We start from the raw sequence: 21,094 nt of genomic DNA, 5'->3' as shown, positions 1-21,094 counted from the left end.
GGCGGTGCCAGCGGCCTTTCGTCCGCTGTGCCGGCGGCGATGCGACGCGGCGGCCGTCTTGGAGTAAATTGAGGCGTCGCCAGAGGCGTTACGGGGCTTGTCAAAAGTACTGTGTTTTTGTACAGTACTTTCATGGCACGCACCGAACAATCTTTTTCCGCCGGTTCTGGGTCCCCGGCTGCCGCCCCCGCCGCCTTGCGCGGTCGGGGTGCGGTTACTAATGTTCGGCATCGTTTCCAGCAAACCGAGCGCCAGGCGTCGGCCGATGCGGTCGACATGTTCGCCGACACCGCCCCGGTCGGGCTGCGCACCGAGGTCAGGGCCGAACAGGCCCGCTCCATTCTTTCCCGCAACGATTCCCCCGACGTTCCTTTCGACGTCGCCATCAACCCCTACCGTGGTTGCGAGCACGGCTGCGTGTATTGCTTCGCCCGGCCTACCCATGCCTACCTGGGATACTCGCCGGGGCTCGACTTCGAAACCAAGCTGGTGGCCAAGGCCAATGCGGTCGACGTGCTGCGTGCCGAACTGTCGCGCCCCGGTTATCGGGTGTCGCCCATCAACCTGGGTTCTGCCACCGACATCTACCAGCCAATCGAGCGCAACTGGCGCCTGACGCGCGGCATTCTGCAATTGCTGCTGGAAACCGGGCATCCCGTCACGCTGGTCACCAAGAACGCGCTGGTCGAGCGCGACATCGACCTGCTGCGTGTCCTGGCCGAGCGCAATCTGGTCATGGCGTTCGTCAGCATCACCACGCTGGATGCCGAAATGGCGCGCACCCTCGAACCGCGCGCTTCCGCCCCGTGGCGCCGGCTGCAGGCCGTGCGCACGTTGGCCCAGGCGGGCGTGCCGGTGGGCGTGCTGGCCTCGCCGCTCATCCCTTTCATCAACGACGAATTCCTCGAAGCCATCCTCGAAGAAGCCGCCAATGCCGGCGCTCGCTTCAGCGGCTACACCGTGGTGCGACTGCCATGGGAAGTGAAAGACGTCTTCGAAGAATGGCTGCAGGCTCATTTTCCCGATCGCGCCCAGCGCGTACTGCACCGCATCGAAGACATGCGTGAAGGCCGCCGCAACGATCCCGAGTTCGGCACGCGCATGCGCGGCACCGGCATCTGGGCTGACCTGCTAAGGCAGCGCTACACGCTTGCGGTGCGCAAGTACGGTCTCAATGCCATGCGGCCGCAGCTTGACTGCAGCCAATTCGTTGCGCCTCAGCCGCCGGCGCGTACGTCCGGCAATAGCGCCTCGCCTAGTGCCGTGCCAGTGCGCTTCCACGAAGGCGGCCGCCGCGTGGCGGCCGCAGCCCTGGCCGTGCAGGCGCAGCGGGCAGGGCAGTTGTCGCTGTTCGACTAACGCTTACCACCGATCTGTTCAACGGACGCCCGCGTCTCGCCGCTTCGTCGTCCAGCCGTTCCGTACGCATACCGACATACCCATCGCCAGTCCTACCAATCTCGCCGCATCGCCCAGGAGCCCGTCATGACCATCGCCACGCTTCCCTCCGTTTCCGCGCCGCTTACCGGCGCCGCAGTGCGCCGACTGTTCCCGGGCTGGGGGCGCCGCTTCGCACGGGCTCAGGCCACGATGCAAGGCGGGGCTTTGGCCGGGATGTCCGAAGCTGCATTCGGCTCGATTCCCGCGCGCAAATGGCCTTTCCCGCCGCAGCAGCCGGCGGCTCAGCTGCCGGTCGATGGCGGCAAGGGGCAGGCGGCGCCCACCCCGGCAGAGGCCAAACGCCCGGCGGCGTCCGATGGCGGCCTGGCCGATGTGCGCAGCCTGTCCACCGTGCAGGCGCTGGGCATGCGCCGCATGGTCATCGACGTGCTGCTGGTGGCTGTGTGGGGCGCCCTGATCCCCGCACTGATGTGGCTGGGCGCGGCAGCCGGGTTCTGACACGACGTGCGTTACCGGCGCTTTTGAAGTAGAATGCCTGGTTTGCCAAATCTCATCCTCTGCTTGCGGCAACAACACGGTGGCAACAACGCGGTGGCAACAACGCGCTGTCACTTCTTCCCGAAGAATCATGCTGGCAAAAATTTCGGGAAAACTCGCGCGCAAAGACATGATGACCAAGGAGTTTTCGTGAATCTCATCGCTATCCTCGAACAGGAAGAAATCCAGCGCCTGACCGGCGGCAAGGCTTTCCCTGACTTCAACCCCGGCGACACCGTCGTGGTCAACGTCAACGTGGTCGAAGGCACGCGCAAGCGCGTCCAGGCCTACGAAGGCGTCGTCATTGCCAAGCGCAATCGTGGCCTGAACTCGTCGTTCATCGTGCGCAAGATCTCGTCCGGCGAAGCCGTCGAGCGTACGTTCCAGCTGTACTCGCCGCAGATCGCTTCCATCGAAGTGAAGCGCCGTGGTGACGTGCGTCGCGCCAAGCTGTACTTCCTGCGCAACCGTTCGGGCAAGTCGGCTCGCATCAAGGAAAAGCTGGTCAGCAAGGCTGCCAAGGCGGCATAAATTGCTCGAGGCCGCATACCGGGCTGTCGTACGCTTTGCGTGCCGGCCCGCTGCGGCCCGCCCGGTGGGCACCAGAGGCACCTTTCGAGGTGCCTCTTCCATTTCTGGCCCCGGTTACTGATTCCGCCCATTCCCTACGGTATGTCGGATACTCCTTCCTCTCGTCCCCGCCGCCCGTTGGTTCGTCCCGGCTTCGATCCGGCCGCCCAGCCCTGGCAGGCGGCCGACCAGGGGCTGCCCGCCATTCCCGCCGAGCGGCTCACCGCCGATGCGCTGCGGCACGCCTGGCAGGCGCAAGCCCCCTGGCAGCTCGATCCCGTGGTGGCAAGCGAATTGCGCTATCCCGGACGCGAGGGCGCGCCGGTGCTGGCCGCCGTGCTGATTCCGATGGTGCTGCGGCCCGACGGCGTGCGGGTCATGCTGACGCAGCGCGCGGCCCATCTGCACGACCACGCCGGGCAGATCAGCTTTCCGGGCGGGCGGATCGAGACCGATGATGCCTCTCCGGTGGCGGCAGCGCTGCGCGAGGCGCAAGAGGAAACCGGGCTGCCGCCCGAATATGTGGACGTGCTGGGCACCATGCCCGCGTATGTCACGTCCACGGGGTTTTCGGTTACGCCCGTGGTGTCGCTGGTGCGACCCGGCTTCACGCTGGTGGCCGACACCTTCGAGGTGGCCGAAATCTTCGAAGTGCCGCTTTCGTTTCTGATGAATCCCGCGCACCATCGCCTGTACGAGGCCACGCAGGACGACGGCCGGGTGCGGCAGTACTACGCCATTCCCTGGGAGCGCTATTTCATCTGGGGTGCGACGGCGGGCATGCTGCGCAACCTGTACCACGCCTTGCGCGCGGCGCTGCGCTGATGCCGCCGGCCGCCGGGCTGCCCGGCTCGGCCGTCGATAATCAGTAACGCTGCTGGCCCGCCTCGTTTTCCTCGAGGATGCGGCAGTACAGCGCATAGCGCCCCGCATCTATCCGACCGGCCTGCAAGGCGGCCACCACGCCGCATCCCGGTTCGTGCCGGTGGCTGCAGTTGTAGAAGCGGCAATACTCGATCGGCTCGAGGAATTCGGGGAATCCCCGCACGATGTCTTCCCGCGTCAGGTGCTGCAGGCCGAAGGCCTGGAAACCCGGCGAATCGATCAGGTCGCCGCCCGGCGCAGGCAGGTGATACAGCCGCGTGCTGGTCGTGGTGTGGCGCCCCATGTCCAGGGCGGCCGAGTATTCTCGCGTGGCCGCCTGGGCCTCGGGCGCCAGCGCGTTGAGCAAGGTGGACTTGCCCATGCCGCTTTGACCCAGCAGCAGGTTCACCTGGCCGGCCAGCAGCGGCGCCAGGCGTTCGCGCGCGCCGTGGGTGTCGTGCGCGCTCAGTTCGATAATGGGTACGCCCAGGGCGCGCACCGGCGCCAGGCGCTCGCGCGCGGCCGCCAGCCCGGCGTGCAGATCGGTCTTGTTGAGCACGATCAGCGGCTTGATGCCGGCGCTCCATGCGCCGGCCAGCGCGCGGCCGGTCAGGTCGTCGGAGAAGGTGGGCTCGACCGCCACGACGATCAGCAACTGGTCGACGTTGGCCGCGAACTGCTTCGTGCGCATTTCGTCGGAGCGGTACAGCAGATTGGTGCGAGGCAGCACCGCGTCGATCGATCCCTCGTCCCGCCCCTGCGGCGTGATGCGAACCCGGTCTCCGACGGCAGGGCCGGTCTTCTTGCCGCGCGGATAGCATTGCCGCAACGCGCCGTCGGCCATTTCCACCATGTAGTGGCGGCCGTGCGCGGCGATGATGCGCCCTTCGGTGTCGCTGTCTTTACCGACCTGCATGCTCATGCAGTCGTCAGATGGCGGATGCGCACGGCGGCGGGAGGGTGGCTGTCGTAGAACGCGGAATGCACGGGATCCGGAGTCAGGGTGGCGGCGTTGTCATCGTACAGTTTGACCAGCGCCGAAACCAGCTGATTCGATGAACTTTGCTGCGCGGCGTAGCGGTCGGCCGCGAACTCGTCGCGACGCGAGTACCAGCTTGCCAGCGGCGTCAGCATGAAAGTGAACACGGGTACGGCCAGGAAGAACAGGATCAGCGCCATGGCATGGTTGGGGCCGTCCAGGCGCGGCAGCACGCCCAGGCCGTCGTAGAACCACGGCTGCTGCGCCAGCCAGCCCAGCACCGCGAAGAACAGCAGCGCGCCCGCGAAGCCCAGCACGACGCGCTTGATGATGTGCCTCAGCGCGAAGTGGCCCAGTTCGTGTGCCAGCACGGCCTCGATCTCGTCGGCATTCAGACGGGCCAGCAGGGTGTCGAAGAACACGATGCGGCGGGTCTTGCCGAAGCCGGTGAAATAGGCGTTGCCATGCGCCGAGCGCCGCGAGCCGTCCATGACGAACAGCCCGTTCAGCGCGAAACCGCAGCGCTGCGCCAGGCGCTGGATGCGCTCGGCCAGCGCCGGGTCGGACAGCGGCGTGAACTTGTTGAACAGGGGCGCGATGAACGCGGGGGCGATGAACAGCAGCAGCACGTTGAACACCATCCACAGACACCACGCCCACAACCACCAATAGGCGCCCGCCTCGGCCATCAACCACAGTATGGCCGCGGCAAGCGGCACGCCCAGCACGAGCCCGACCGCGATGCCCTTGACCGCGTCGACGGCAAACAATGCCGGCGTCATGCGGTTGAACCCGAAGCGGGCTTCGAGCCGGAACTGGCGCCACAGCGTGAAGGGCAGCCCCAACAGGCCCAGCACGGCGAACACGGCAACCATCAGCAGCAGCTGGCGCAGCATGTCGTCGTCGACCAGCCGCGCCACGGCCAGGTCTATCCATTGCAGGCCGCCCATCAGCGTAAGGCCGATCAGCACGACGGCGTCGAACACCCGTTCGACCATGCCCAGGCGGACACGCGCGATGGTGTAGTCGGCCGCGCGCTGGTGGCTGGGCAGCCCGATGCGCGCCGCGAACTCCGGCGGCACGTGGTCGCGGTGGCGCGCCACGTGGCGGATCTGCCGCGAAGCCAGCCACAGGCGCACGCAGATGTCGGCGAGCAGCAGGAAGACGAACAGCAGGGTGAAGAAGGGCAGGGAGTGGGGCACGACGTGGGTATGAGAAAATGGCGTGTTTTCAAAGGCAAATTATATGGCTGCGAACGAGAATCGCCTGGTCTGGCTCGACATGGAAATGACGGGGCTCGATCCCGAGAAGGAACGCATCATCGAGGTGGCCGTCGTCGTGACGGAGCCCGACCTGAGCGTCGTGGCCGAGGGTCCGGTGCTGGTGGTCCACCAGCCCGACAGCCTGCTGGACGCCATGGACAACTGGAACAAGTCCACGCACGGCAAAAGCGGCCTGATTGACAAAGTCAGGGCGTCCACGCTTACCGAGGCGCAGGCCGAGACCGAACTGCTGGCCTTCCTGTCCCAGCACGTGCCGGCCGGCAAGTCGCCGCTGTGCGGCAACACCATCAGCCAGGACCGGCGCTTCATGTACGCGTACATGCCCAACCTCGAGCGCTTTTTCCACTACCGCAACCTGGACGTCAGCACGCTGAAGGAACTGGCGCGCCGCTGGGCGCCCACGGTGTACAAGGGCTTCGAGAAGAAGAGCCGGCACGAGGCGCTGGCCGACATCTACGAATCCATCGACGAACTGAAGTACTACCGCGAACACCTGCTCAAGGTGTAGGCGGACGTCCGGGGCGCTCATGGAACTGCCCGTGGACCGGATCCGGCGCATCGAGCGCGACGCGTTGGCCCGCGGCGTTCCGCTGATGCCGCGTGCCGGGCTGGCCGCGGCGCATTTCGCGGCCGCGAAACTGGGGGCGGCAGGCATGAGACCCATGGGCGCGGCCCCGGGCATGGCGGCAAGCGTCGCACCGACATCTGCGGCTGACACACCGACCCGCCCCGTCGGAGATGTCGCGGCAGGCACAGTGCTGGCGCTGGCGGGGTCCGGCAACAACGGCGGCGATGCCATGGTGGCGGCCACCTGGCTGCGCCGATGGGGCTACCGGGTACAGGTGGTCCTGTTCGGTGATCCGGACCGCCTGCCATCGGATGCCCGGCAGGCGCTCGACGGCTGGCGCGACGCCAGCGGCCCGCTGCTTTCCGATCTGCCCGCCGATCCACCCGCAATGGTGCTGGACGGACTGTTCGGCATCGGCCTGAACCGTCCCCTCGACGCCGCCTGGCAATCCCGCATCGACGCGGTCAATGCCTGGGGCATTCCCGTGCTGGCCTTGGACGTGCCCAGCGGCCTGGATGCCGCCGCGGGCCGCCCGCTGGGCCGGCCGATATGGGCTACGTGGACGCTGTCATTCATCGCGTCCGCGCCTGGCTTGCGCCAGGGCGTCGGACCTCAGGTTAGCGGGGAGTGCCATCTCGATGAACTGGGGCTGAATGTCGCGGATCCGGCATCGCCTAGCCATGCACCGACCCATGCGCCGGCGACCGCACCGGCCCCCACCCCGCCCGACGCGGCGTCCGGCGACGACGCTCAGGCGCCGTAGTCCCCCGCCGCCTCCGGCTGGTAGACGATCTCGGCCAGAACCGCCTCGTGGCGCACGCGGTCCGGCCCCTGCCAATGCATGGACTGGCCGGCCCTGTGCCCCAGCAGGCCCAGGCCCAGCGGCGACATAACCGAGATCTGGCCTGTCGCCGCGTTGCTTTCCGCGGGATAGCACAGCACGACAGTCATGTCCTCGCCATCGGCGGTAACCAGCCTGACGCGCGAGCGCATGGTGGCGACGTCCGCGGCGACCTCGCGGGCGGGCACGGTGACGACTGAATCGAGCAGTTCCTGCGCGGCTTCTTCGACGCCGGCGGGCAGGCCGTCATTGGCCATGCGGGCAAGCAGGCTGCTCAACCGGGCATGGTCGAGTTCGGTAAGAATACGTTCCTGGTCCAGGGTAGGCATGAAACACTCCGGTGTGCCGGGCGCCGCGGGTGGCGACGCCATGGTGGTTTGCGCGGGGTGGCCCGACGACCTGGGTAATGCGCTTTGAATGAAAGAGAAGGTGGCGGTCGCCGGGCTCAGGCATGTGCGGCGAGAGCCGCTGCGTGTCCGTGTGCGCTTGCCTGAAGCCGGCTCGCGCGCGCACCCGTGCGGCGCCGGAAAAGGCGGCCGTACGAAGCAGGTATGCGCGCGGCGGGGCGGGGTGTCATGAAACGATTGTAGGCGCGTGCCCGCGGATCGCCAACCCGAACGGCGGGCGGCATGCCGCAGCGCGCGGCAGCCCCCGTCAGTCCGCGTCCGGCCGCCCGCCGAACCGATCCAGCGCCGCCGGGTCCAGTTCGCGATAGCCCGCGTTCTCGCGGCCGGCCAACCCAGCCACGTGCGCTTCCGACGCGTCGAAGAGCTTCCAGTACAGGCGCCCGCACAGGTCGCGCGCCGGATGTCCGGGCCAATTGTCGGGCAGCATGGGCGCGGGCAGCTGCGGGTCGTGCAGTGCGATGCGCCGCCAGCTGTGCAGCAGCAGCACCCGCGCCGCGAAGGCCTGGTCGGGCGAGGCCGGCGCCTCGTCCAGCAGTTTCTCCAGCGGCCCGAAGTTGCGCGTGAACTGGCGGTACTGCTCGGCCACTTCGTCCAGGTTCCAGCATTGCGTGGCCAGGCTGGCAATGGGCAGGCCGCCCGCGTCGGCCAGGTCGCGCGCCGACAGCACCAGCGCCTTGTCGGGGATGCCCAGCTTGTCCAGGATGGCGTGAGCGGCGCGCGCCTCGGTTTGCGGATGCGCGAACAGGCCCGGCGCCACCATGCCGAAGCCCTCCCACAGCAGTTCGCGGCGCAGCTCCGCCCGCTCGGCCAGGCCATTGTTGCCGTTGCGCGGCAGGGCCACGAGGGTCCATTCCCCGTTCCACTGGCGCGCCGGGCCCTCGTAGATGCGTTGCGACGCGCGCGCCGTGTCGCGCAGGCCCCGTTCGGTCATCAGGTACAGGCTGCGGCGGCCGTGGCGCTCGGACCGCAGCCAGTCCTGCGCCACCAGGCGGAACACGCTGGTGCGCAGCAGGCGTTCGTTGATGCCCACCGGGGCCAGCAGCTCGATCAGGTCGCCCAGCCAGATCGCGCCGCCGTGCGGTGCCAGCGCATCGCCCAGCAGGCTGACGCACAGGGATTTGGCACGGGGCGGGTCCTGCTTGAGCAGGCGGGCGAGGAAGCGATCCAGCGAATTGGGGGCAGTTGCCATACGAAAGCCGGAAGCCGGCGGCTAGGGTGGGTACGCCGCCGCCCGCGCCCGACAAAAAGGCGCGGCAGGACTGCGTCGCGACCGTCCCGCGGAAGGGCCGGGCCGGTCATCCGTGACATGATACATAATTCGAACGTGATACGGAATTTCGTTTGACAATCGTTTTTCTGTATTAAATAATGATCTCTATCGAGCGGCATCCGGCCGCGGGCGCAAAGCCCGCGCAGCCGCCCAGCAAGGAGACAAACCATGTACGCGCAATTGGTCGAAACCGGCGTCAAGCGGGTGCGCAGCGTCGACGAGCTCACCGGGCCCGAACAGGCCTTCCAGCAACGCATCGACGACGGCGTGCGCATCGAGCCCAAAGACTGGATGCCCGAGGCCTATCGCAAGACGCTGGTGCGCCAGATCTCGCAGCACGCCCACTCCGAAATCGTCGGCATGCTGCCCGAGGGCAACTGGCTCACGCGGGCGCCGTCCCTCAAGCGCAAGGCCATCCTGCTCGCCAAGGTGCAGGACGAATGCGGCCACGGGCTGTACCTGTACAGCGCCGCCGAAACGCTGGGCGTGTCGCGCGACGAAATGGTGGCCGACCTGCACGCGGGCAAGGCCAAGTACTCCAGCATCTTCAATTACCCCACGCTCACGTGGGCCGACATCGGCATGATCGGCTGGCTGGTCGACGGCTCCGCCATCATCAACCAGATCCCGCTGTGCCGCTGCTCCTATGGTCCCTACGCGCGGGCAATGGTGCGCGTCTGTAAAGAAGAGTCCTTCCACCAGCGGCAGGGCTACGACCTGCTCATCCAGATGTGCCTGCACGGCACGCCCGAGCAGAAGGCCATGTGCCAGGACGCGCTGAATCGCTGGTGGTGGCCGGCCCTGATGATGTTCGGTCCTCCGGACGCCGATTCGCCCAACAGCGCGCAGTCGATGCAGTGGAAGATCAAGCTCTTCTCCAACGACGAGCTGCGCCAGAAGATGGTCGACCAGAGCGTGCCGCAGGCCGAGTATCTGGGCCTGACCGTGCCCGATCCCGACCTCAAGTGGAACGCCGAGCGCGGCCACTACGACTTCGGCGAGATCGACTGGAGCGAGTTCCACGCCGTGCTGAAGGGCAACGGCCCGTGCAACCGCGAGCGCCTGGCCGCGCGCGTCAAGGCGCACGAAGAGGGCGCCTGGGTGCGCGACGCGCTTGTCGCCTACGCCGACAAGCAGGCCCGCCGCAAGGCAGCCTGATTCCGTCCCATCGCGGGCGGCCGGCATGCGCCGGCCGCCGTCCGATATCCGTCATGCCGGGCGCGCGGCGCCCCAGGAACGCATCATGAGCAAAGAGTGGCCCCTGTGGGAAGTCTTCATCCGCAGCCAGCACGGGCTGGCGCACAAACACGTCGGCAGCCTGCATGCGCCCGACGCCGAGATGGCCATCAACAACGCGCGCGACGTGTACACGCGCCGCAATGAAGGCCTGAGCATCTGGGTGGTGCGCGCGGCAGACATCGTGGCCAGCAGCCCCTCCGACAAGGAACCGCTGTTCGAGCCGGCCAACAACAAGGTCTACCGGCATCCCACCTTCTTCCCCATGCCCGACGAAATCAAGCACATGTAAGGCGGGGTACCATGGATAAATCCCTGTTCGAATACGTGCTGCGGCTGGGCGACGGCAACCTCGTCCTGTCGCAGCGGCTGGTGGCCTGGACCGGCCACGGCCCCATCCTCGAAGAAGACCTGGCGCTGACCAACACCGCGCTGGACCTGCTGGGGCAGGCCCGCCTGTGGCTGACGCTTGCCGGCGAGATCGAAGGCGCCGGGCGCGACGAAGACGCGCTGGCCTATCTGCGCGATGCGCCGCAGTTCCGCAATCCGCTGCTGGCCGAGCGCCCCAACGGCAACTACGCCGACACCATGGCGCGCCAGTATTTCTACGACGTCTGGCATTACTACCTGCTGCAGGGCCTGCAGCACTCGGCCGACGAACGCGTCGCGGCCATCGCCGCCAAGTCCATCAAGGAAGTCACCTATCACGTGCGCCGTTCGGCCGACCTGGTGGTGCGCCTGGGCGACGGCACCGACGAAAGCCATGCGCGCATGCAGGCCGCGGTGGACGAGGCATGGCGCTACACCGGCGAACTCTTCTCCGACGACGACGTCGACCGCGACGTGGCGGCGCGCGGCATCGGCTGTGAACTGGCCGCGCTGCGCGAGCCCTGGCTGGCGCACGTGCGCGAGGTGCTGAGCGAAGCCACGCTGTCCATCCCCGACGAGGCGCAGGCCTTCCATGCCGCGCAGCGCGGCGGACGCCAGGGCCGCCACACCGAAGAACTGGGTTATCTGCTGGCCGAGATGCAGCACCTGCAGCGCGCCTATCCCGGAGCCGCGTGGTGAACGCGCCGCACGCTTCCAACGCGGCGCCGCATGCGCCGGCCGGGCAGGTGATGCACTGGCTGCACGACGTGCCCGATCCCGAGATCCCCGTGCTGTCGGTGGTGGACCTGGGCGTGGTGCGCCAGGTCGACTGGGACGGCGACACCTGCGTGGTCACCATCACGCCCACGTATTCGGGTTGCCCGGCCATGCGCGAGATCTCGCAGGACATCGAGCGCACCTTGACCGCGCGCGGCGTGCCCAGCGTGCGCATCGAGACGCGCCTGGCGCCGGCCTGGACCACCGACTGGATGAGCGAACGCGGCCGCCAGGCGCTGGCACGGTACGGTATCGCGGCGCCGGCGCAGCGCGCCATCGACGTGTCCGGCATCAGCCGCCGCGCCGCCCAGCCGGCCGTGGCATGTCCGCTCTGCGGCTCGTCCAATACGCGGCTGGTCAGCAATTTCGGCTCGACGTCGTGCAAGGCGCTGTACCGCTGCGGCGCCTGTCGCGAGCCCTTCGATTACTTCAAGACTCACTGAGCGGGCCCGCTATGAGCCAGACTGCCTTCCATACGCTGAAAGTGGCGTCCGTGGCGCGCAACACGCGCGACGCCGTCGTGGTCACCTTCGACCTGCCGCAAGACCTGGCGGGCGACTTCGCATTCCGGCCGGGGCAATACCTCACCCTGCGCACGCAGCTGGCCGGCGAAGAGATCCGCCGCTCGTACTCCATCTGTTCGGCTCCCGATGACGGCGTGCTGCGCGTGGCCATCAAGAAGGTGGACGAGGGCGTGTTCTCCAGCTGGGCCAACCATCAGCTGCAGCCTGGCCAGACGCTGGAGGTCATGCCGCCCGCGGGCAACTTCACCGTCGACTTCGATCCCGCGCAGTCGCGCCGCTACGTGGCGTTCGCCGTGGGTAGCGGCATCACGCCGGTGCTGTCGCTGGTGAAGACGGCGCTGTCCACCGAGCCCGACAGCCGCTTCACACTGTTCTTCGGCAACCGTGCGTCGTCGTCGGTGCTGTTCCGCGAAGAGATAGAAGACCTGAAGAACCGCTACATGGAGCGCTTCTCGCTGGTCTACATCATGAGCCGCGAGACGCAGGACATCGAGCTGTTCAACGGCCGGCTGGACGGCGAGAAGGTCGACCAGCTGCTGCGGGTATGGATGCCGCCGGGGCAGATAGATTACGCTTTCGTGTGCGGCCCGCAGACCATGATCGAGAGCGTCGTCGAGCATCTGCAGGCCCAGGGCATTCCGAAAGACCGCATCAAGTTCGAGCTGTTCGGCGCGCCCAAGGGACCGCGCGCGCTGCGCACCGGCCGCGAGGTCGCCGCCGCCCCGGGCAAGGGGCAGTGCGAGGTCACGGTGGTGCAGGACGGCCACAGCCGTACGTTTTTCATCGACAAGAACAAGGACAGCGTGCTGGACTCCGCGCTGGCGCAGGGCATCGAGCTGCCGTACTCGTGCAAGGGCGGCGTGTGCTCCACCTGCCGCTGCAAGGTCATCGAGGGCGAGGTCGACATGGACGCCAACTTCGCGCTCGAAGACTACGAGGTCGCGCGCGGCTTCGTGCTCAGCTGCCAGAGCTATCCGGTCAGCGACCGGCTGGTGATCGACTACGACCAGGAAACCTAGAACCCGATTCCGTCCGCCGCCTAGCGCCGCGGACATTGCCGTACAACAAGCATGCGGCCTGCCGGCCGCATCGCCACTACTGGAGAGCGCCCCGTGTCACAGGATTTCTTCGAACGCCATCAGGCCGTGCTGGAACAGGCGCAGCGCGCCGCCGCCGAGCGCGGCTATTGGAGTCCGCACGCCGAATCGCCCAGCCCGCGCAACTATGGCGAAACCGCCGCGGCCGACGGCCAGGCCGCCTTCGAGGCGCTGCGCGGCAAGCCGTTCCCGCTCGATCTTCCGCTGGCCGACGGCAGCGTCGGCGGCGAGGTGTCGCCCTTCGGCTTCGCGCTGGACATCACGTATCCGCGCGTGCGCCCCGACGCGCTGATCCAGGCCGGCACGCGCGCCCTGGAAAAATGGCGCCGCGCCGGTCCGCGCGCCTGGGTGGGCGTGTCCCTCGAAATCCTGCACCGCGTGAACCGTCGCAGCTTCGAGATCGCCCACGCCGTGCAGCACACCACGGGCCAGGGCTTCATGATGGCCTTCCAGGCCGGCGGCCCGCATGCGCAGGACCGCGGCCTCGAGGCCGTCACGTACGCCTGGCAGGAAATGTCGCGCGTGCCCGGCAGCGTCATCTGGGAAAAGCCGCAAGGCAAGAACGACCCCATCCGCATGGAGAAGCGCTTCACGATCACGCCGCGCGGCATCGCGCTGGTGATCGGCTGCTCCACCTTCCCGACCTGGAACGGCTACCCCGGCCTGTTCGCCAGCCTGGCCACGGGCAACGTGGTCATTGTCAAGCCGCATCCGGGCGCCATCCTGCCCCTGGCCATCACGGTGCAGGTCGCGCGCGAGGTGCTGGCCGAGGCGGGCTTCGATCCCGACGTGGTGCAGCTCGCCGCGCATGAGGCCGGCGACGACACCGCGCAGGATCTTGCGCTGCGTCCCGAGGTCAAGATCATCGACTTCACCGGCAGCACCGCCAACGGCGACTGGCTCGAGGCCAATGCGCGCCAGGCGCTGGTCTATACCGAGAAGGCCGGCGTGAACCAGGTCATCATCGACTCCGCGCCCGACCTGAAGGGCGTGGCGCGCAACCTGGCGTTCTCGCTGGCGCTGTACTCGGGCCAGATGTGCACGGCGCCGCAGAACATCTACGTGCCGCGCGACGGCATCCGCACCGCCGAGGGTCAGGCCAGCTTCGACGACGTGGCCGCGGCGCTGGGCACCGCGCTGGAAAAGCTGCTGGGCGATCCGGCCAAGGCGGTGGAAGTCACCGGCGCCGTGCAGAGCGAGGCCACCGCGGCGCGTATCGAGAAGGCGCGCGCGCTGGGCCTGCCCATCGTGGCCGACAGCCGCGAACTGCAGCATCCCCAGTTCGCCCAGGCCCGCGTGCGCACGCCGCTGGTGCTGCGCGCCGATGCGGGCAACGACGCGCTGCGCCAGGAGTGGTTCGGGCCGATCGCCTTCGTGGTCGCCACCGATTCCACCGAGCACAGCGTCGAACTGGCTCGCGAATCCGTGCGCCAGCATGGCGCGCTGACGCTGGCTGCCTATACCACCGATGATGACGTGGCCGCGCGCGTGCAGGACGCCGCCGAGGTGGCCGGCGTGTCGCTGTCGCTGAACCTGACCGGCGCGGTGTTCGTGAACCAGACCGCGGCATTCAGCGACTTCCACGGCACCGGCGCCAACCCCGCCGCCAATGCGGCATTGTCCGATGCCGCCTTCGTCGCCAACCGCTTCCGCGTCGTGCAGACGCGCTGGCACGTCTGAGCCCGTAGGGGCCGTCCCGCGCTGCCGGAAGGCGAACTCGCGGGCGGCCCGCCATCGACCACGCCTGCAACGCATAACGAGAGACAAGCCGCCATGGCCTATGAAGACATTCTGTTCACCCTGGAAGGCGGCATCGCGCGCCTGACGCTCAACCGTCCCGACAAGCTCAACAGCTTCACGGCGCGCATGCATGGCGAAGTGGCCGACGCGTTGACGCGCATCGAGACCGAAGGCGCGCGCGTGCTGGTGCTGACCGGCGCGGGCCGCGGCTTCTGCGCCGGACAGGACCTGAGCGAGCGCCGCCCGGCTCCCGATGGTTCGCCGCCCGACCTGGGCGAGACGGTCGAGAAGTACTACGCCCCGCTGGTGCGCCGCCTGCAGGCGCTGCCGATGCCGGTGGTGGTGGGCGTGAACGGCGTGGCCGCGGGGGCTGGCGCCAACCTGGCGTTCTCGGGCGACATCGTCATCGCCAAAGAGTCGGCCACCTTCATCCAGTCCTTCTGCAAGCTGGGCCTGATCCCGGACACGGGCGGCACGTACGCGCTGCCGCGCCTGGTCGGCCGCGCCCGCGCGCTGGGCCTGGCGCTGCTGGGCGACAAGCTGGGCGCGCGGCAGGCGCAGGAGTGGGGCCTGATCTGGCAATGCGTGGCCGACGACGAGTTCGACGCCACGCTGGACAATCTGGCTCGGCATCTCGCGCAGGCGCCCACCAAGGGCCTGGCCTTTACCAAGCGGGCGCTGCAGGCCAGCCTGGGCAACGACCTGGCCACGCAGTTGGATCTGGAACGCGACATGATGCGCGAGCTGGGCCGCAGCGCCGACTACGCCGAGGGTGTGGCGGCTTTCCTGGACAAGCGCGCGCCGCAGTTCAAGGGGCAATGATGAGCAGCACCAGTCTCTCCGCGGGCGTGCCCGCCGATCCCCAGGCGCTGGCCGAGGCCGTGCGCGAAACGATGTACGCGAACGACGCGGCCTCGCAGGGCCTGGGCATGGAAGTGGTAGCCATCGCGCCGGGCCATGCGCGCGTCACCATGAAGGTGCGCGCCGACATGCTCAACGGCCACAAGACCTGCCACGGCGGCTTCATCTTCGCGCTGGCCGACAGCGCCTTCGCGTTCTCGTGCAATTCGCGCAACGTCAGCACCGTGGCGTCGGGCTGCTCCATCGACTTCCTGGCACCTGGGTTCGAAGGCGACCTGCTCACGGCGGAGGCGCAGGAGCGTTCGCTGGCGGGCCGCACCGGGGTGTACGACATCACCGTCACCAACCAGGACGGCCGGCTGGTCGCGGTGTTCCGCGGCCGCTCGTACCGCATCAAGGGGCAGGTGGTGGGCGAGGCCGCCGACGCCGCGCAGCCCTAGGATCACGTCCGGGCGGCGGGCGCCGCCCGGGGAAATTTCAGGAGAGAGACTTCATGTCCAACACCATGAGCAAGCCGGGGCTCGATCCCATCGAGCATGCCAGCCGCGACGAGATTGAGGCGCTGCAACTCGAGCGGCTCAAGTGGACGCTGAACCACGCCTATCAGAACGTGCCGCACTACAAGCGCGCATTCGATGCCGCGGGCGTGCATCCCGACGACCTGAAGCAGTTGTCGGACATTTCGCGCTTCCCGTTCACCGTGAAGCAGGACCTGCGCGACAACTATCCGTTCGGCATGTTCGCGGTGCCGCGCGAGCGCGTGTCGCGCGTGCATGCGTCCAGCGGCACCACGGGCAAGCCGACCGTGGTGGGCTACACCACGCGCGACCTGGACAACTGGGCCAACCTGGTGGCGCGCTCGATCCGCGCGGCGGGCGGCAAGCCGGGCGACATCGTGCACGTGGCCTATGGCTACGGCCTGTTCACGGGCGGGCTGGGCGCGCACTACGGCGCCGAGCGGCTGGGCTGCACGGTCGTGCCCATGTCCGGCGGGCAGACCGAGAAGCAGGTGCAGCTGATCCAGGACTTCCAGCCCGACATCATCATGGTCACCCCTTCCTATTTCTGCAACATTCTCGAGGAGCAGCGCCGGCAGGGCATTGATCCACGTCAAAGTTCGCTGCGGGTGGGCATCTTCGGCGCCGAGCCGTGGACCGGCCAGATGCGCGCCGACATCGAATCGCAGGCCGGCATCGACGCGGTGGACATCTACGGGCTGTCGGAAGTGATGGGGCCGGGCGTGGCCAGCGAGTGCGTCGAGACCAAGGACGGCCCCGTGGTGTGGGAAGACCACTTCTACGCGGAGATCATCGATCCCGTCACGGGCGAGCCCGTGGCAGACGGCGAAGAGGGCGAACTGGTGTTCACCTCGCTGTCGAAAGAGGCCATGCCGGTCATCCGCTATCGCACGCGCGACCTGACGCGCCTGCTGCCGCCCACCTCGCGCAGCATGCGCCGCATCGGCAAGATCACCGGCCGCAGCGACGACATGCTGATCGTGCGCGGCGTGAACCTGTTCCCCACGCAGGTCGAGGAACTGGTGCTGAAGGTGGCGCAACTGGCCCCGCACTACCAACTGGTGCTGACCAAGGCCGGCAACCTGGACGAGCTCGAGATCCTCACCGAGGTCCGCCCCGAGTTCTCAGGCCTGGCGGGCGGCGAGCGCGAGGCGCTGGCCAGGCAGTTGCAGCACGCCGTGAAGGCCTACATCGGCATCAGCGCACGCGTGCAGGTGGCCGACACCGGCTTCGTCGAGCGCACGCTGACCGGCAAGGCGCGCCGCGTCGTGGACAAGCGTCCGCGCGGCTGACGCAAGCGCCCCATGCGGGGCGGATGTTGCCGGCCGCCGCCACTGGTCGCCGCGAGATGCCGCGCCGACCGGGCGGTCGGGAACCAAATACGGGGCCGCCCCTGTCCAAGGGGCAGGGTGCCCGCCTGGCGGGCGCCTTTTTCGCGCCCCGGCCGCACCCGCGACGGCCGGCGGGTATTCTTCCAGAAGCCGCGGGCTTTCCGCGGGTTCTTCCCTAGGTTGTGACGATCGCCCCGATGACGGACTCTCCCGAACTCCGGCCGCGCGTGCGCGCGGGCCTTGCCTCTTCCGTGCGCCTGGGCCTGCGCATGATGCTGCGCGACGCGCGCGCCGGCGAACTGCGCCTGCTGGTGCTCGCCCTGGTGGTGGCGGTGGCCGCCATCACCAGCGTGGGCTTCCTGGCCGATCGCGTGTCGCGCGCGCTCGAGCGCGACGCCAGCCAGATGCTGGGCGCCGATCTGGTGCTCGAGGCCGACGAACCGGTGCCGGCCAGACAGCTCGACGAGGCCCGCGAACGGGGCCTCACGGTGTCCTCGGCGGTGCAGTTTCCGTCCATGGCCAACGGGGGCGGGGGCGCGCAGCTGGTGTCGCTGAAAGCCGTCGAGCCCGGCTATCCGCTGCGTGGCACGCTGCGCGTGGCCGACGAAGCCTATGGACAGGATGCCGCCACGCGCGAGGTGCCCGAGCCCGGCACCGTGTGGGTCGATCCGCAACTGCTGTCCCTGCTGGGCATCAAGGTGGGCGATACGGTCGGCCTGGGAGACATGCGGTTTCGCGTGTCCAAGGTGCTGACCTACGAGCCCGACCGCGGCATGCAGTTTGTGAACGTTGCGCCGCGCGCCATGATCCGGCTGTCCGACCTCGAAGCCACCGGGCTGGTCACGCTGGGCAGCCGGCTGGACTACTTCATGCTGGTGGCGGGCCAGCCGCCCGCCATGGGCGAATACTCGGCCTGGCTCAACCAGAACCTGCAGCGCGGGCAAAAGGTGGCCACCGTCGAATCGGGCCGTCCCGAGGTGCGCCGCACGATGGACCGCGCGCAGCGCTTCCTGTCGCTGGTGGCCATGCTGGCGGTGATGATCTCGGCGGTCGCGGTGGCGCTGGCGGCGGGCCGCTTCATGCTGCGGCACCGCGACGGCATCGCCGTCATGCGCTGCCTGGGCGCGCAGCAGGGCGACATCGCGCGCATGCTGACGGCCGAGTTCGCCATGGTGGGCCTGCTGTCCTCCGCGGCGGGCGGGCTGCTGGGCTATGGCGTGCACGAACTGCTGGTGGCGGTGCTGGCCGGCCTGATCGACACCACGCTGCCCGCTCCCTCGATCGTTCCCGCGTTGCAGGGCCTGCTGACCGGCCTGCTGATGCTGCTGGGCTTCGCGCTGCCTTCGCTGGGCCAGCTGCGCCACGTGCCGCCGGCCCGCGTGTTGCGCCGCGATGCCGAGGGATTGCGGGTGCGCAGCGCCGGCGGCTACGCGCTGGGCGCGGTGGGCCTGGCGCTGCTGATCTGGTGGTTCGCCGGCGATGCCCAGCTGGGCGCCGTGGTGGCCGGCGGCTTCCTGGCCGCCTTTCTGCTGTTCGCGCTGGCCGCCTGGGCCTGCGTGCAAGGCCTGGCGCGCGTGCGCCGCGCGGCCCAGGGCCTGCCCGCGTTGCGCTTCGCCCTGGCCGGTGTGGTGCGGCGGCGCACGGCCACCATCACGCAGGTGTGCGCGCTGGCGATCGGCCTGATGGCGCTATTGCTGCTGACCCTGACGCGCACGGACCTGATCGACGGCTGGCGCGGCACGCTGCCCGACAACGCGCCCAACCGCTTTCTCATCAACGTGCAGCCCGACCAGCGGGAAGAAGTGCAGCGCCAGATGACGGCCAACGGGCTGGGGCAGGCCCGGCTGTGGCCCATGATCCGGGGGCGGCTGGTCGCCATCAACGAGCGCCCGGTCGGCCCGGCGGACTACGAAGACCCGCGCGCCAAGCGCCTGGTCGACCGCGAATTCAACCTGTCGTACGGCGAGACCCTGCCCAGCTCGAACCGCGTCGAGCAGGGCCGCTGGATGGAGCCCGGCAGCCAGGGCGAGGTGTCGATGGAGTCGGGCCTGGCGACGACGCTGGGCGTGAAGATGGGCGACAAGCTGAGCTTCGACGTGGCCGGACAGATGGTCGAGGTGTCGGTCACCAGCCTGCGCCGGGTCGACTGGGACTCGATGCAGGTCAACTTCTTCGCCATTCTTTCGCCGTCGTCGCTGGCCGATGCGCCGCAAAGCTGGATCACCTCGTTCCACCTGCCGGCCGACAAGACGCCGGTGCTGCGCGAGCTGGTGGCGCGCTTTCCCAACCTGACCGTGTTCGACGTGGGCGCCATCCTGCAGCAGCTGCAGACCGTGCTGGACGAGGTGTCGCGCGCGGTGCAACTGCTGTTCCTGTTCACGCTGCTGGCCGGCGTGCTGGTGCTGGCCGCCGCGCTGACCGCCACGCGCGACGAGCGCATGCGCGAGGCCGCCGTGCTGCGCGCCCTGGGCGCGACGCGGGCACAGCTGGCGCGCGCCCAGCGCATCGAACTGCTGGCGGTGGGCGGCCTGGCCGGCCTGCTGGCGGCCGCGGGCGCCACGGCGGTGGCCTGGGGCCTGGCCACGTATGTGTTCCATTTCGCCATGACGTATAGTCTCTGGCCCTGGCTGGCGGGCCCCGCCGCCGGCATGGCCGGCGCATGGGCGGGCGGCGCGCTGGCCCTGCGCGGCGTGCTGCGCACGCCGCCCCTGGTTACCCTGAGAGAAGCCTGATGACCGCAACCACCCGGGTCGAACCGATCTTCGAGCCGCTGGACACCAGCAAGACCCTGTACGAACTGCTCGGCGGCGAACCCGCCGTGCGCGCCATCGTCGAGCGTTTCTACGACCTGATGGACCTCGAGCCCGATTTCCGCGAACTGCGCGCGGCGCACGGCCCCAGTCTGGACGACGCGCGCCAGAAGCTGTTCCTGTTCCTGTGCGGCTACTTCGGCGGCCCCAATCACTACATCGAGCGCTACGGCCACCCGCGCCTGCGCGCGCGCCACCTGCCGTTCTCCATCGGCGAGATCGAGCGCGACCAGTGGGTGGCCTGCATGGGCCGCGCGATGCAGGACGAGGGCGTGCCGCCCGAACTGCTCGACCGCCTGCTGCATTCGTTCTTCGGCGTGGCCGACTGGATGCGTAACCGTGCCGGCTGAGCCGTCATCCCAAGCGAAAGCGCGCCGCCAGGCGTGGCCCGCGCCCGCCACCGGCGCGATGCTGTGGAACGAGGCGCGCCTGGGCGATGCGCTGCCCGTACGCTGGTTCGACCCGGCCGCATACGGGCAGCGGGCGCGCCCGGTGCAGGCCGGCGGCCGGCAGGCGGCATGGTTCGTGGCGGGGCAGGGCTGGGAAGGCGTGCTGCGCGCCTATCGGCGGGGCGGGCTGGTGGCGCGGGTCAGCCGCGACGCCTACTTCTGGCAGGGCGAGGACCGCACCCGTAGTTTCCGCGAGTACAGGCTCCTGGCCGCGTTGCACGACAAGGGTTTGCGCGTGCCCGCCCCGTTGGCGGCGGGCTACTGGCGCCAGGGCGTCGCGTATCGGGCCGCCATCCTGGTCGAACGCATCCCCGAGGTGCGGCCGCTGGCCCAGGCGCTGGACGCGCCGGCCGACGAAGTGGCCGGCGCCATCGCGCGCATGCATCGCGCCGGGGTATGGCATGCCGACCTGAACGCGTACAACGTCCTGCTGGATGCCGACGGCCGGGCGTGGCTGATCGATTTCGACCGCGGCACGGCCGGAGGGCTGAGCGACCGCGCCCGGGCAGGCAACTTGCTGCGCTTGCGGCGGTCTCTGCGCAAGGTGGCGGGCGAACGGGGCGAGGCCTGCTGGCAAGGGCTGCACAAGGCGTACGAGCGCGCCTGGTCGGCCGGTGGCTGAAGCCGGCTGGCGGCATCGGCCTCGATGGCGCCCGATGCGC

At 68.8% G+C, this 21,094-nt stretch carries 22 protein-coding genes; 18 read left to right on the top strand and 4 right to left on the bottom strand.

Annotated elements, in window-relative coordinates:
• Positions 1-132: 132 nt before the first annotated feature.
• From CAL15_RS15780 to CAL15_RS15765, 4 genes are all read left to right on the top strand, one after another.
• Positions 133-1,359 carry a PA0069 family radical SAM protein gene (locus CAL15_RS15780; protein WP_086081128.1) on the top strand — a complete coding sequence of 409 codons (1,227 nt, stop codon included), beginning with the start codon at positions 133-135 and terminating at the stop codon, positions 1,357-1,359.
• Between the two features lie 126 nt (positions 1,360-1,485).
• Positions 1,486-1,899 carry a hypothetical protein gene (locus tag CAL15_RS24435; RefSeq protein WP_157666672.1) on the top strand — a complete coding sequence of 138 codons (414 nt, stop codon included), beginning with the start codon at positions 1,486-1,488 and terminating at the stop codon, positions 1,897-1,899.
• 189 nt (positions 1,900-2,088) lie between these two features.
• Complete coding sequence (gene rplS / locus CAL15_RS15770) at positions 2,089-2,469, top strand: 50S ribosomal protein L19 (RefSeq protein ID WP_086079466.1); 381 nt, start codon at positions 2,089-2,091, stop codon at positions 2,467-2,469.
• 141 nt (positions 2,470-2,610) lie between these two features.
• Complete coding sequence (locus tag CAL15_RS15765; protein WP_086079465.1) at positions 2,611-3,333, top strand: CoA pyrophosphatase; 723 nt, start codon at positions 2,611-2,613, stop codon at positions 3,331-3,333.
• Between the two features lie 40 nt (positions 3,334-3,373).
• Here CAL15_RS15765 and rsgA read toward each other — a convergent pair whose 3' ends face one another.
• Together rsgA and CAL15_RS15755 are read right to left on the bottom strand one after the other, a co-directional pair.
• The gene (gene rsgA, locus CAL15_RS15760; protein ID WP_086079464.1) at positions 3,374-4,288 is read right to left on the bottom strand and encodes a ribosome small subunit-dependent GTPase A; all 915 of its coding nucleotides are present in this window, start codon (positions 4,286-4,288) and stop codon (positions 3,374-3,376) included.
• A gap of 2 nt (positions 4,289-4,290) precedes the next feature.
• Positions 4,291-5,553: a M48 family metallopeptidase gene (locus tag CAL15_RS15755; RefSeq protein WP_086079463.1), complete on the bottom strand. Its 1,263-nt coding sequence runs from the start codon at positions 5,551-5,553 to the stop codon at positions 4,291-4,293.
• 43 nt (positions 5,554-5,596) lie between these two features.
• On the opposite strand from CAL15_RS15755, the gene orn reads away from it, so the two are divergent.
• Positions 5,597-6,142 carry an oligoribonuclease gene (gene orn / locus CAL15_RS15750; RefSeq protein ID WP_086079462.1) on the top strand — a complete coding sequence of 182 codons (546 nt, stop codon included), beginning with the start codon at positions 5,597-5,599 and terminating at the stop codon, positions 6,140-6,142.
• A gap of 19 nt (positions 6,143-6,161) precedes the next feature.
• A complete protein-coding gene (locus CAL15_RS15745; RefSeq protein WP_157666671.1) occupies positions 6,162-6,965 on the top strand; it encodes an NAD(P)H-hydrate epimerase in 804 nt (267 codons plus the stop codon).
• Here the strand turns inward: CAL15_RS15745 and CAL15_RS15740 are convergent.
• Positions 6,953-7,372, bottom strand: a complete 420-nt coding sequence (locus CAL15_RS15740; RefSeq protein ID WP_086079461.1) for a GreA/GreB family elongation factor — start codon at positions 7,370-7,372, stop codon at positions 6,953-6,955. The two genes, CAL15_RS15745 and CAL15_RS15740, sit on opposite strands and share 13 nt — an antisense overlap.
• 325 nt (positions 7,373-7,697) lie before the next feature.
• Positions 7,698-8,639 (bottom strand): phenylacetic acid degradation operon negative regulatory protein PaaX, encoded by a 942-nt coding sequence (gene paaX / locus CAL15_RS15735; RefSeq protein WP_086079460.1) that lies wholly within the window; start codon positions 8,637-8,639, stop codon positions 7,698-7,700.
• Between the two features lie 249 nt (positions 8,640-8,888).
• Here paaX and paaA point away from each other — a divergent pair, with 249 nt between their 5' ends.
• The 12 genes from paaA (at position 8,889) to CAL15_RS15675 (ending at position 21,054) form a co-directional block, all read left to right on the top strand.
• On the top strand, positions 8,889-9,878 hold the full coding sequence (gene paaA / locus CAL15_RS15730) for a 1,2-phenylacetyl-CoA epoxidase subunit PaaA (RefSeq protein WP_086079459.1): 990 nt from the start codon (positions 8,889-8,891) through the stop codon (positions 9,876-9,878).
• Between the two features lie 85 nt (positions 9,879-9,963).
• Positions 9,964-10,248: a 1,2-phenylacetyl-CoA epoxidase subunit PaaB gene (gene paaB, locus CAL15_RS15725; protein WP_066126010.1), complete on the top strand. Its 285-nt coding sequence runs from the start codon at positions 9,964-9,966 to the stop codon at positions 10,246-10,248.
• Between the two features lie 11 nt (positions 10,249-10,259).
• Positions 10,260-11,024 (top strand): 1,2-phenylacetyl-CoA epoxidase subunit PaaC, encoded by a 765-nt coding sequence (paaC, locus tag CAL15_RS15720; protein ID WP_086079458.1) that lies wholly within the window; start codon positions 10,260-10,262, stop codon positions 11,022-11,024.
• Positions 11,025-11,074: 50 nt separating this feature from the next.
• The gene (gene paaD / locus CAL15_RS15715; RefSeq protein WP_086081126.1) at positions 11,075-11,545 is read left to right on the top strand and encodes a 1,2-phenylacetyl-CoA epoxidase subunit PaaD; all 471 of its coding nucleotides are present in this window, start codon (positions 11,075-11,077) and stop codon (positions 11,543-11,545) included.
• 11 nt (positions 11,546-11,556) lie between these two features.
• The gene (gene paaE / locus CAL15_RS15710) at positions 11,557-12,645 is read left to right on the top strand and encodes a 1,2-phenylacetyl-CoA epoxidase subunit PaaE (protein WP_086079457.1); all 1,089 of its coding nucleotides are present in this window, start codon (positions 11,557-11,559) and stop codon (positions 12,643-12,645) included.
• Positions 12,646-12,738: 93 nt separating this feature from the next.
• Positions 12,739-14,403 (top strand): phenylacetic acid degradation protein PaaN, encoded by a 1,665-nt coding sequence (gene paaN / locus CAL15_RS15705; RefSeq protein WP_086079456.1) that lies wholly within the window; start codon positions 12,739-12,741, stop codon positions 14,401-14,403.
• A gap of 93 nt (positions 14,404-14,496) precedes the next feature.
• Positions 14,497-15,285 carry a 2-(1,2-epoxy-1,2-dihydrophenyl)acetyl-CoA isomerase PaaG gene (gene paaG / locus CAL15_RS15700; protein WP_086079455.1) on the top strand — a complete coding sequence of 263 codons (789 nt, stop codon included), beginning with the start codon at positions 14,497-14,499 and terminating at the stop codon, positions 15,283-15,285.
• Positions 15,285-15,764, top strand: a complete 480-nt coding sequence (paaI, locus tag CAL15_RS15695) for a hydroxyphenylacetyl-CoA thioesterase PaaI (protein WP_086079454.1) — start codon at positions 15,285-15,287, stop codon at positions 15,762-15,764. The genes paaG and paaI overlap by 1 nt, the downstream gene beginning before the upstream one ends.
• A 53-nt stretch (positions 15,765-15,817) precedes the next feature.
• The gene (gene paaK / locus CAL15_RS15690) at positions 15,818-17,134 is read left to right on the top strand and encodes a phenylacetate--CoA ligase PaaK (RefSeq protein WP_086079453.1); all 1,317 of its coding nucleotides are present in this window, start codon (positions 15,818-15,820) and stop codon (positions 17,132-17,134) included.
• Positions 17,135-17,370: 236 nt separating this feature from the next.
• Positions 17,371-19,905: an ABC transporter permease gene (locus CAL15_RS15685; protein ID WP_086079452.1), complete on the top strand. Its 2,535-nt coding sequence runs from the start codon at positions 17,371-17,373 to the stop codon at positions 19,903-19,905.
• Positions 19,905-20,333, top strand: a complete 429-nt coding sequence (locus CAL15_RS15680) for a group II truncated hemoglobin (RefSeq protein WP_086079451.1) — start codon at positions 19,905-19,907, stop codon at positions 20,331-20,333. The genes CAL15_RS15685 and CAL15_RS15680 overlap by 1 nt, the downstream gene beginning before the upstream one ends.
• Entirely contained in the window at positions 20,323-21,054 is a 732-nt protein-coding gene (locus CAL15_RS15675) for a 3-deoxy-D-manno-octulosonic acid kinase (RefSeq protein ID WP_086079450.1), read from the top strand. The genes CAL15_RS15680 and CAL15_RS15675 overlap by 11 nt, the downstream gene beginning before the upstream one ends.
• Positions 21,055-21,094: the final 40 nt, after the last annotated feature.

This window comes from Bordetella genomosp. 13 (assembly GCF_002119665.1).
Lineage (GTDB): Bacteria > Pseudomonadota > Gammaproteobacteria > Burkholderiales > Burkholderiaceae_B > Bordetella.
Note: the sequence above shows the minus strand (reverse complement) of the source record. Positions and strands in the feature narration are given on the sequence as shown.

Excerpts from the sequence above, each read along its gene's own strand:
- paaD (WP_086081126.1), top strand. The coding sequence starts at position 11,075 with ATGCACTGGCTGCACGACGTGCCCGATCCCGAGATCCCCGTGCTGTCG.
- paaA (WP_086079459.1), top strand. The coding sequence starts at position 8,889 with ATGTACGCGCAATTGGTCGAAACCGGCGTCAAGCGGGTGCGCAGCGTC.
- CAL15_RS15745 (WP_157666671.1), top strand. The coding sequence starts at position 6,162 with ATGGAACTGCCCGTGGACCGGATCCGGCGCATCGAGCGCGACGCGTTG.
- paaB (WP_066126010.1), top strand. The coding sequence starts at position 9,964 with ATGAGCAAAGAGTGGCCCCTGTGGGAAGTCTTCATCCGCAGCCAGCAC.
- paaI (WP_086079454.1), top strand. The coding sequence starts at position 15,285 with ATGAGCAGCACCAGTCTCTCCGCGGGCGTGCCCGCCGATCCCCAGGCG.
- paaC (WP_086079458.1), top strand. The coding sequence starts at position 10,260 with ATGGATAAATCCCTGTTCGAATACGTGCTGCGGCTGGGCGACGGCAAC.
- paaK (WP_086079453.1), top strand. The coding sequence starts at position 15,818 with ATGTCCAACACCATGAGCAAGCCGGGGCTCGATCCCATCGAGCATGCC.
- paaX (WP_086079460.1), bottom strand. The coding sequence starts at position 8,639 with ATGGCAACTGCCCCCAATTCGCTGGATCGCTTCCTCGCCCGCCTGCTC.
- CAL15_RS15780 (WP_086081128.1), top strand. The coding sequence starts at position 133 with ATGGCACGCACCGAACAATCTTTTTCCGCCGGTTCTGGGTCCCCGGCT.
- paaE (WP_086079457.1), top strand. The coding sequence starts at position 11,557 with ATGAGCCAGACTGCCTTCCATACGCTGAAAGTGGCGTCCGTGGCGCGC.
- paaG (WP_086079455.1), top strand. The coding sequence starts at position 14,497 with ATGGCCTATGAAGACATTCTGTTCACCCTGGAAGGCGGCATCGCGCGC.
- CAL15_RS15740 (WP_086079461.1), bottom strand. The coding sequence starts at position 7,372 with ATGCCTACCCTGGACCAGGAACGTATTCTTACCGAACTCGACCATGCC.
- rsgA (WP_086079464.1), bottom strand. The coding sequence starts at position 4,288 with ATGCAGGTCGGTAAAGACAGCGACACCGAAGGGCGCATCATCGCCGCG.
- CAL15_RS24435 (WP_157666672.1), top strand. The coding sequence starts at position 1,486 with ATGACCATCGCCACGCTTCCCTCCGTTTCCGCGCCGCTTACCGGCGCC.
- CAL15_RS15680 (WP_086079451.1), top strand. The coding sequence starts at position 19,905 with ATGACCGCAACCACCCGGGTCGAACCGATCTTCGAGCCGCTGGACACC.
- CAL15_RS15765 (WP_086079465.1), top strand. The coding sequence starts at position 2,611 with ATGTCGGATACTCCTTCCTCTCGTCCCCGCCGCCCGTTGGTTCGTCCC.
- CAL15_RS15685 (WP_086079452.1), top strand. The coding sequence starts at position 17,371 with ATGACGGACTCTCCCGAACTCCGGCCGCGCGTGCGCGCGGGCCTTGCC.
- orn (WP_086079462.1), top strand. The coding sequence starts at position 5,597 with ATGGCTGCGAACGAGAATCGCCTGGTCTGGCTCGACATGGAAATGACG.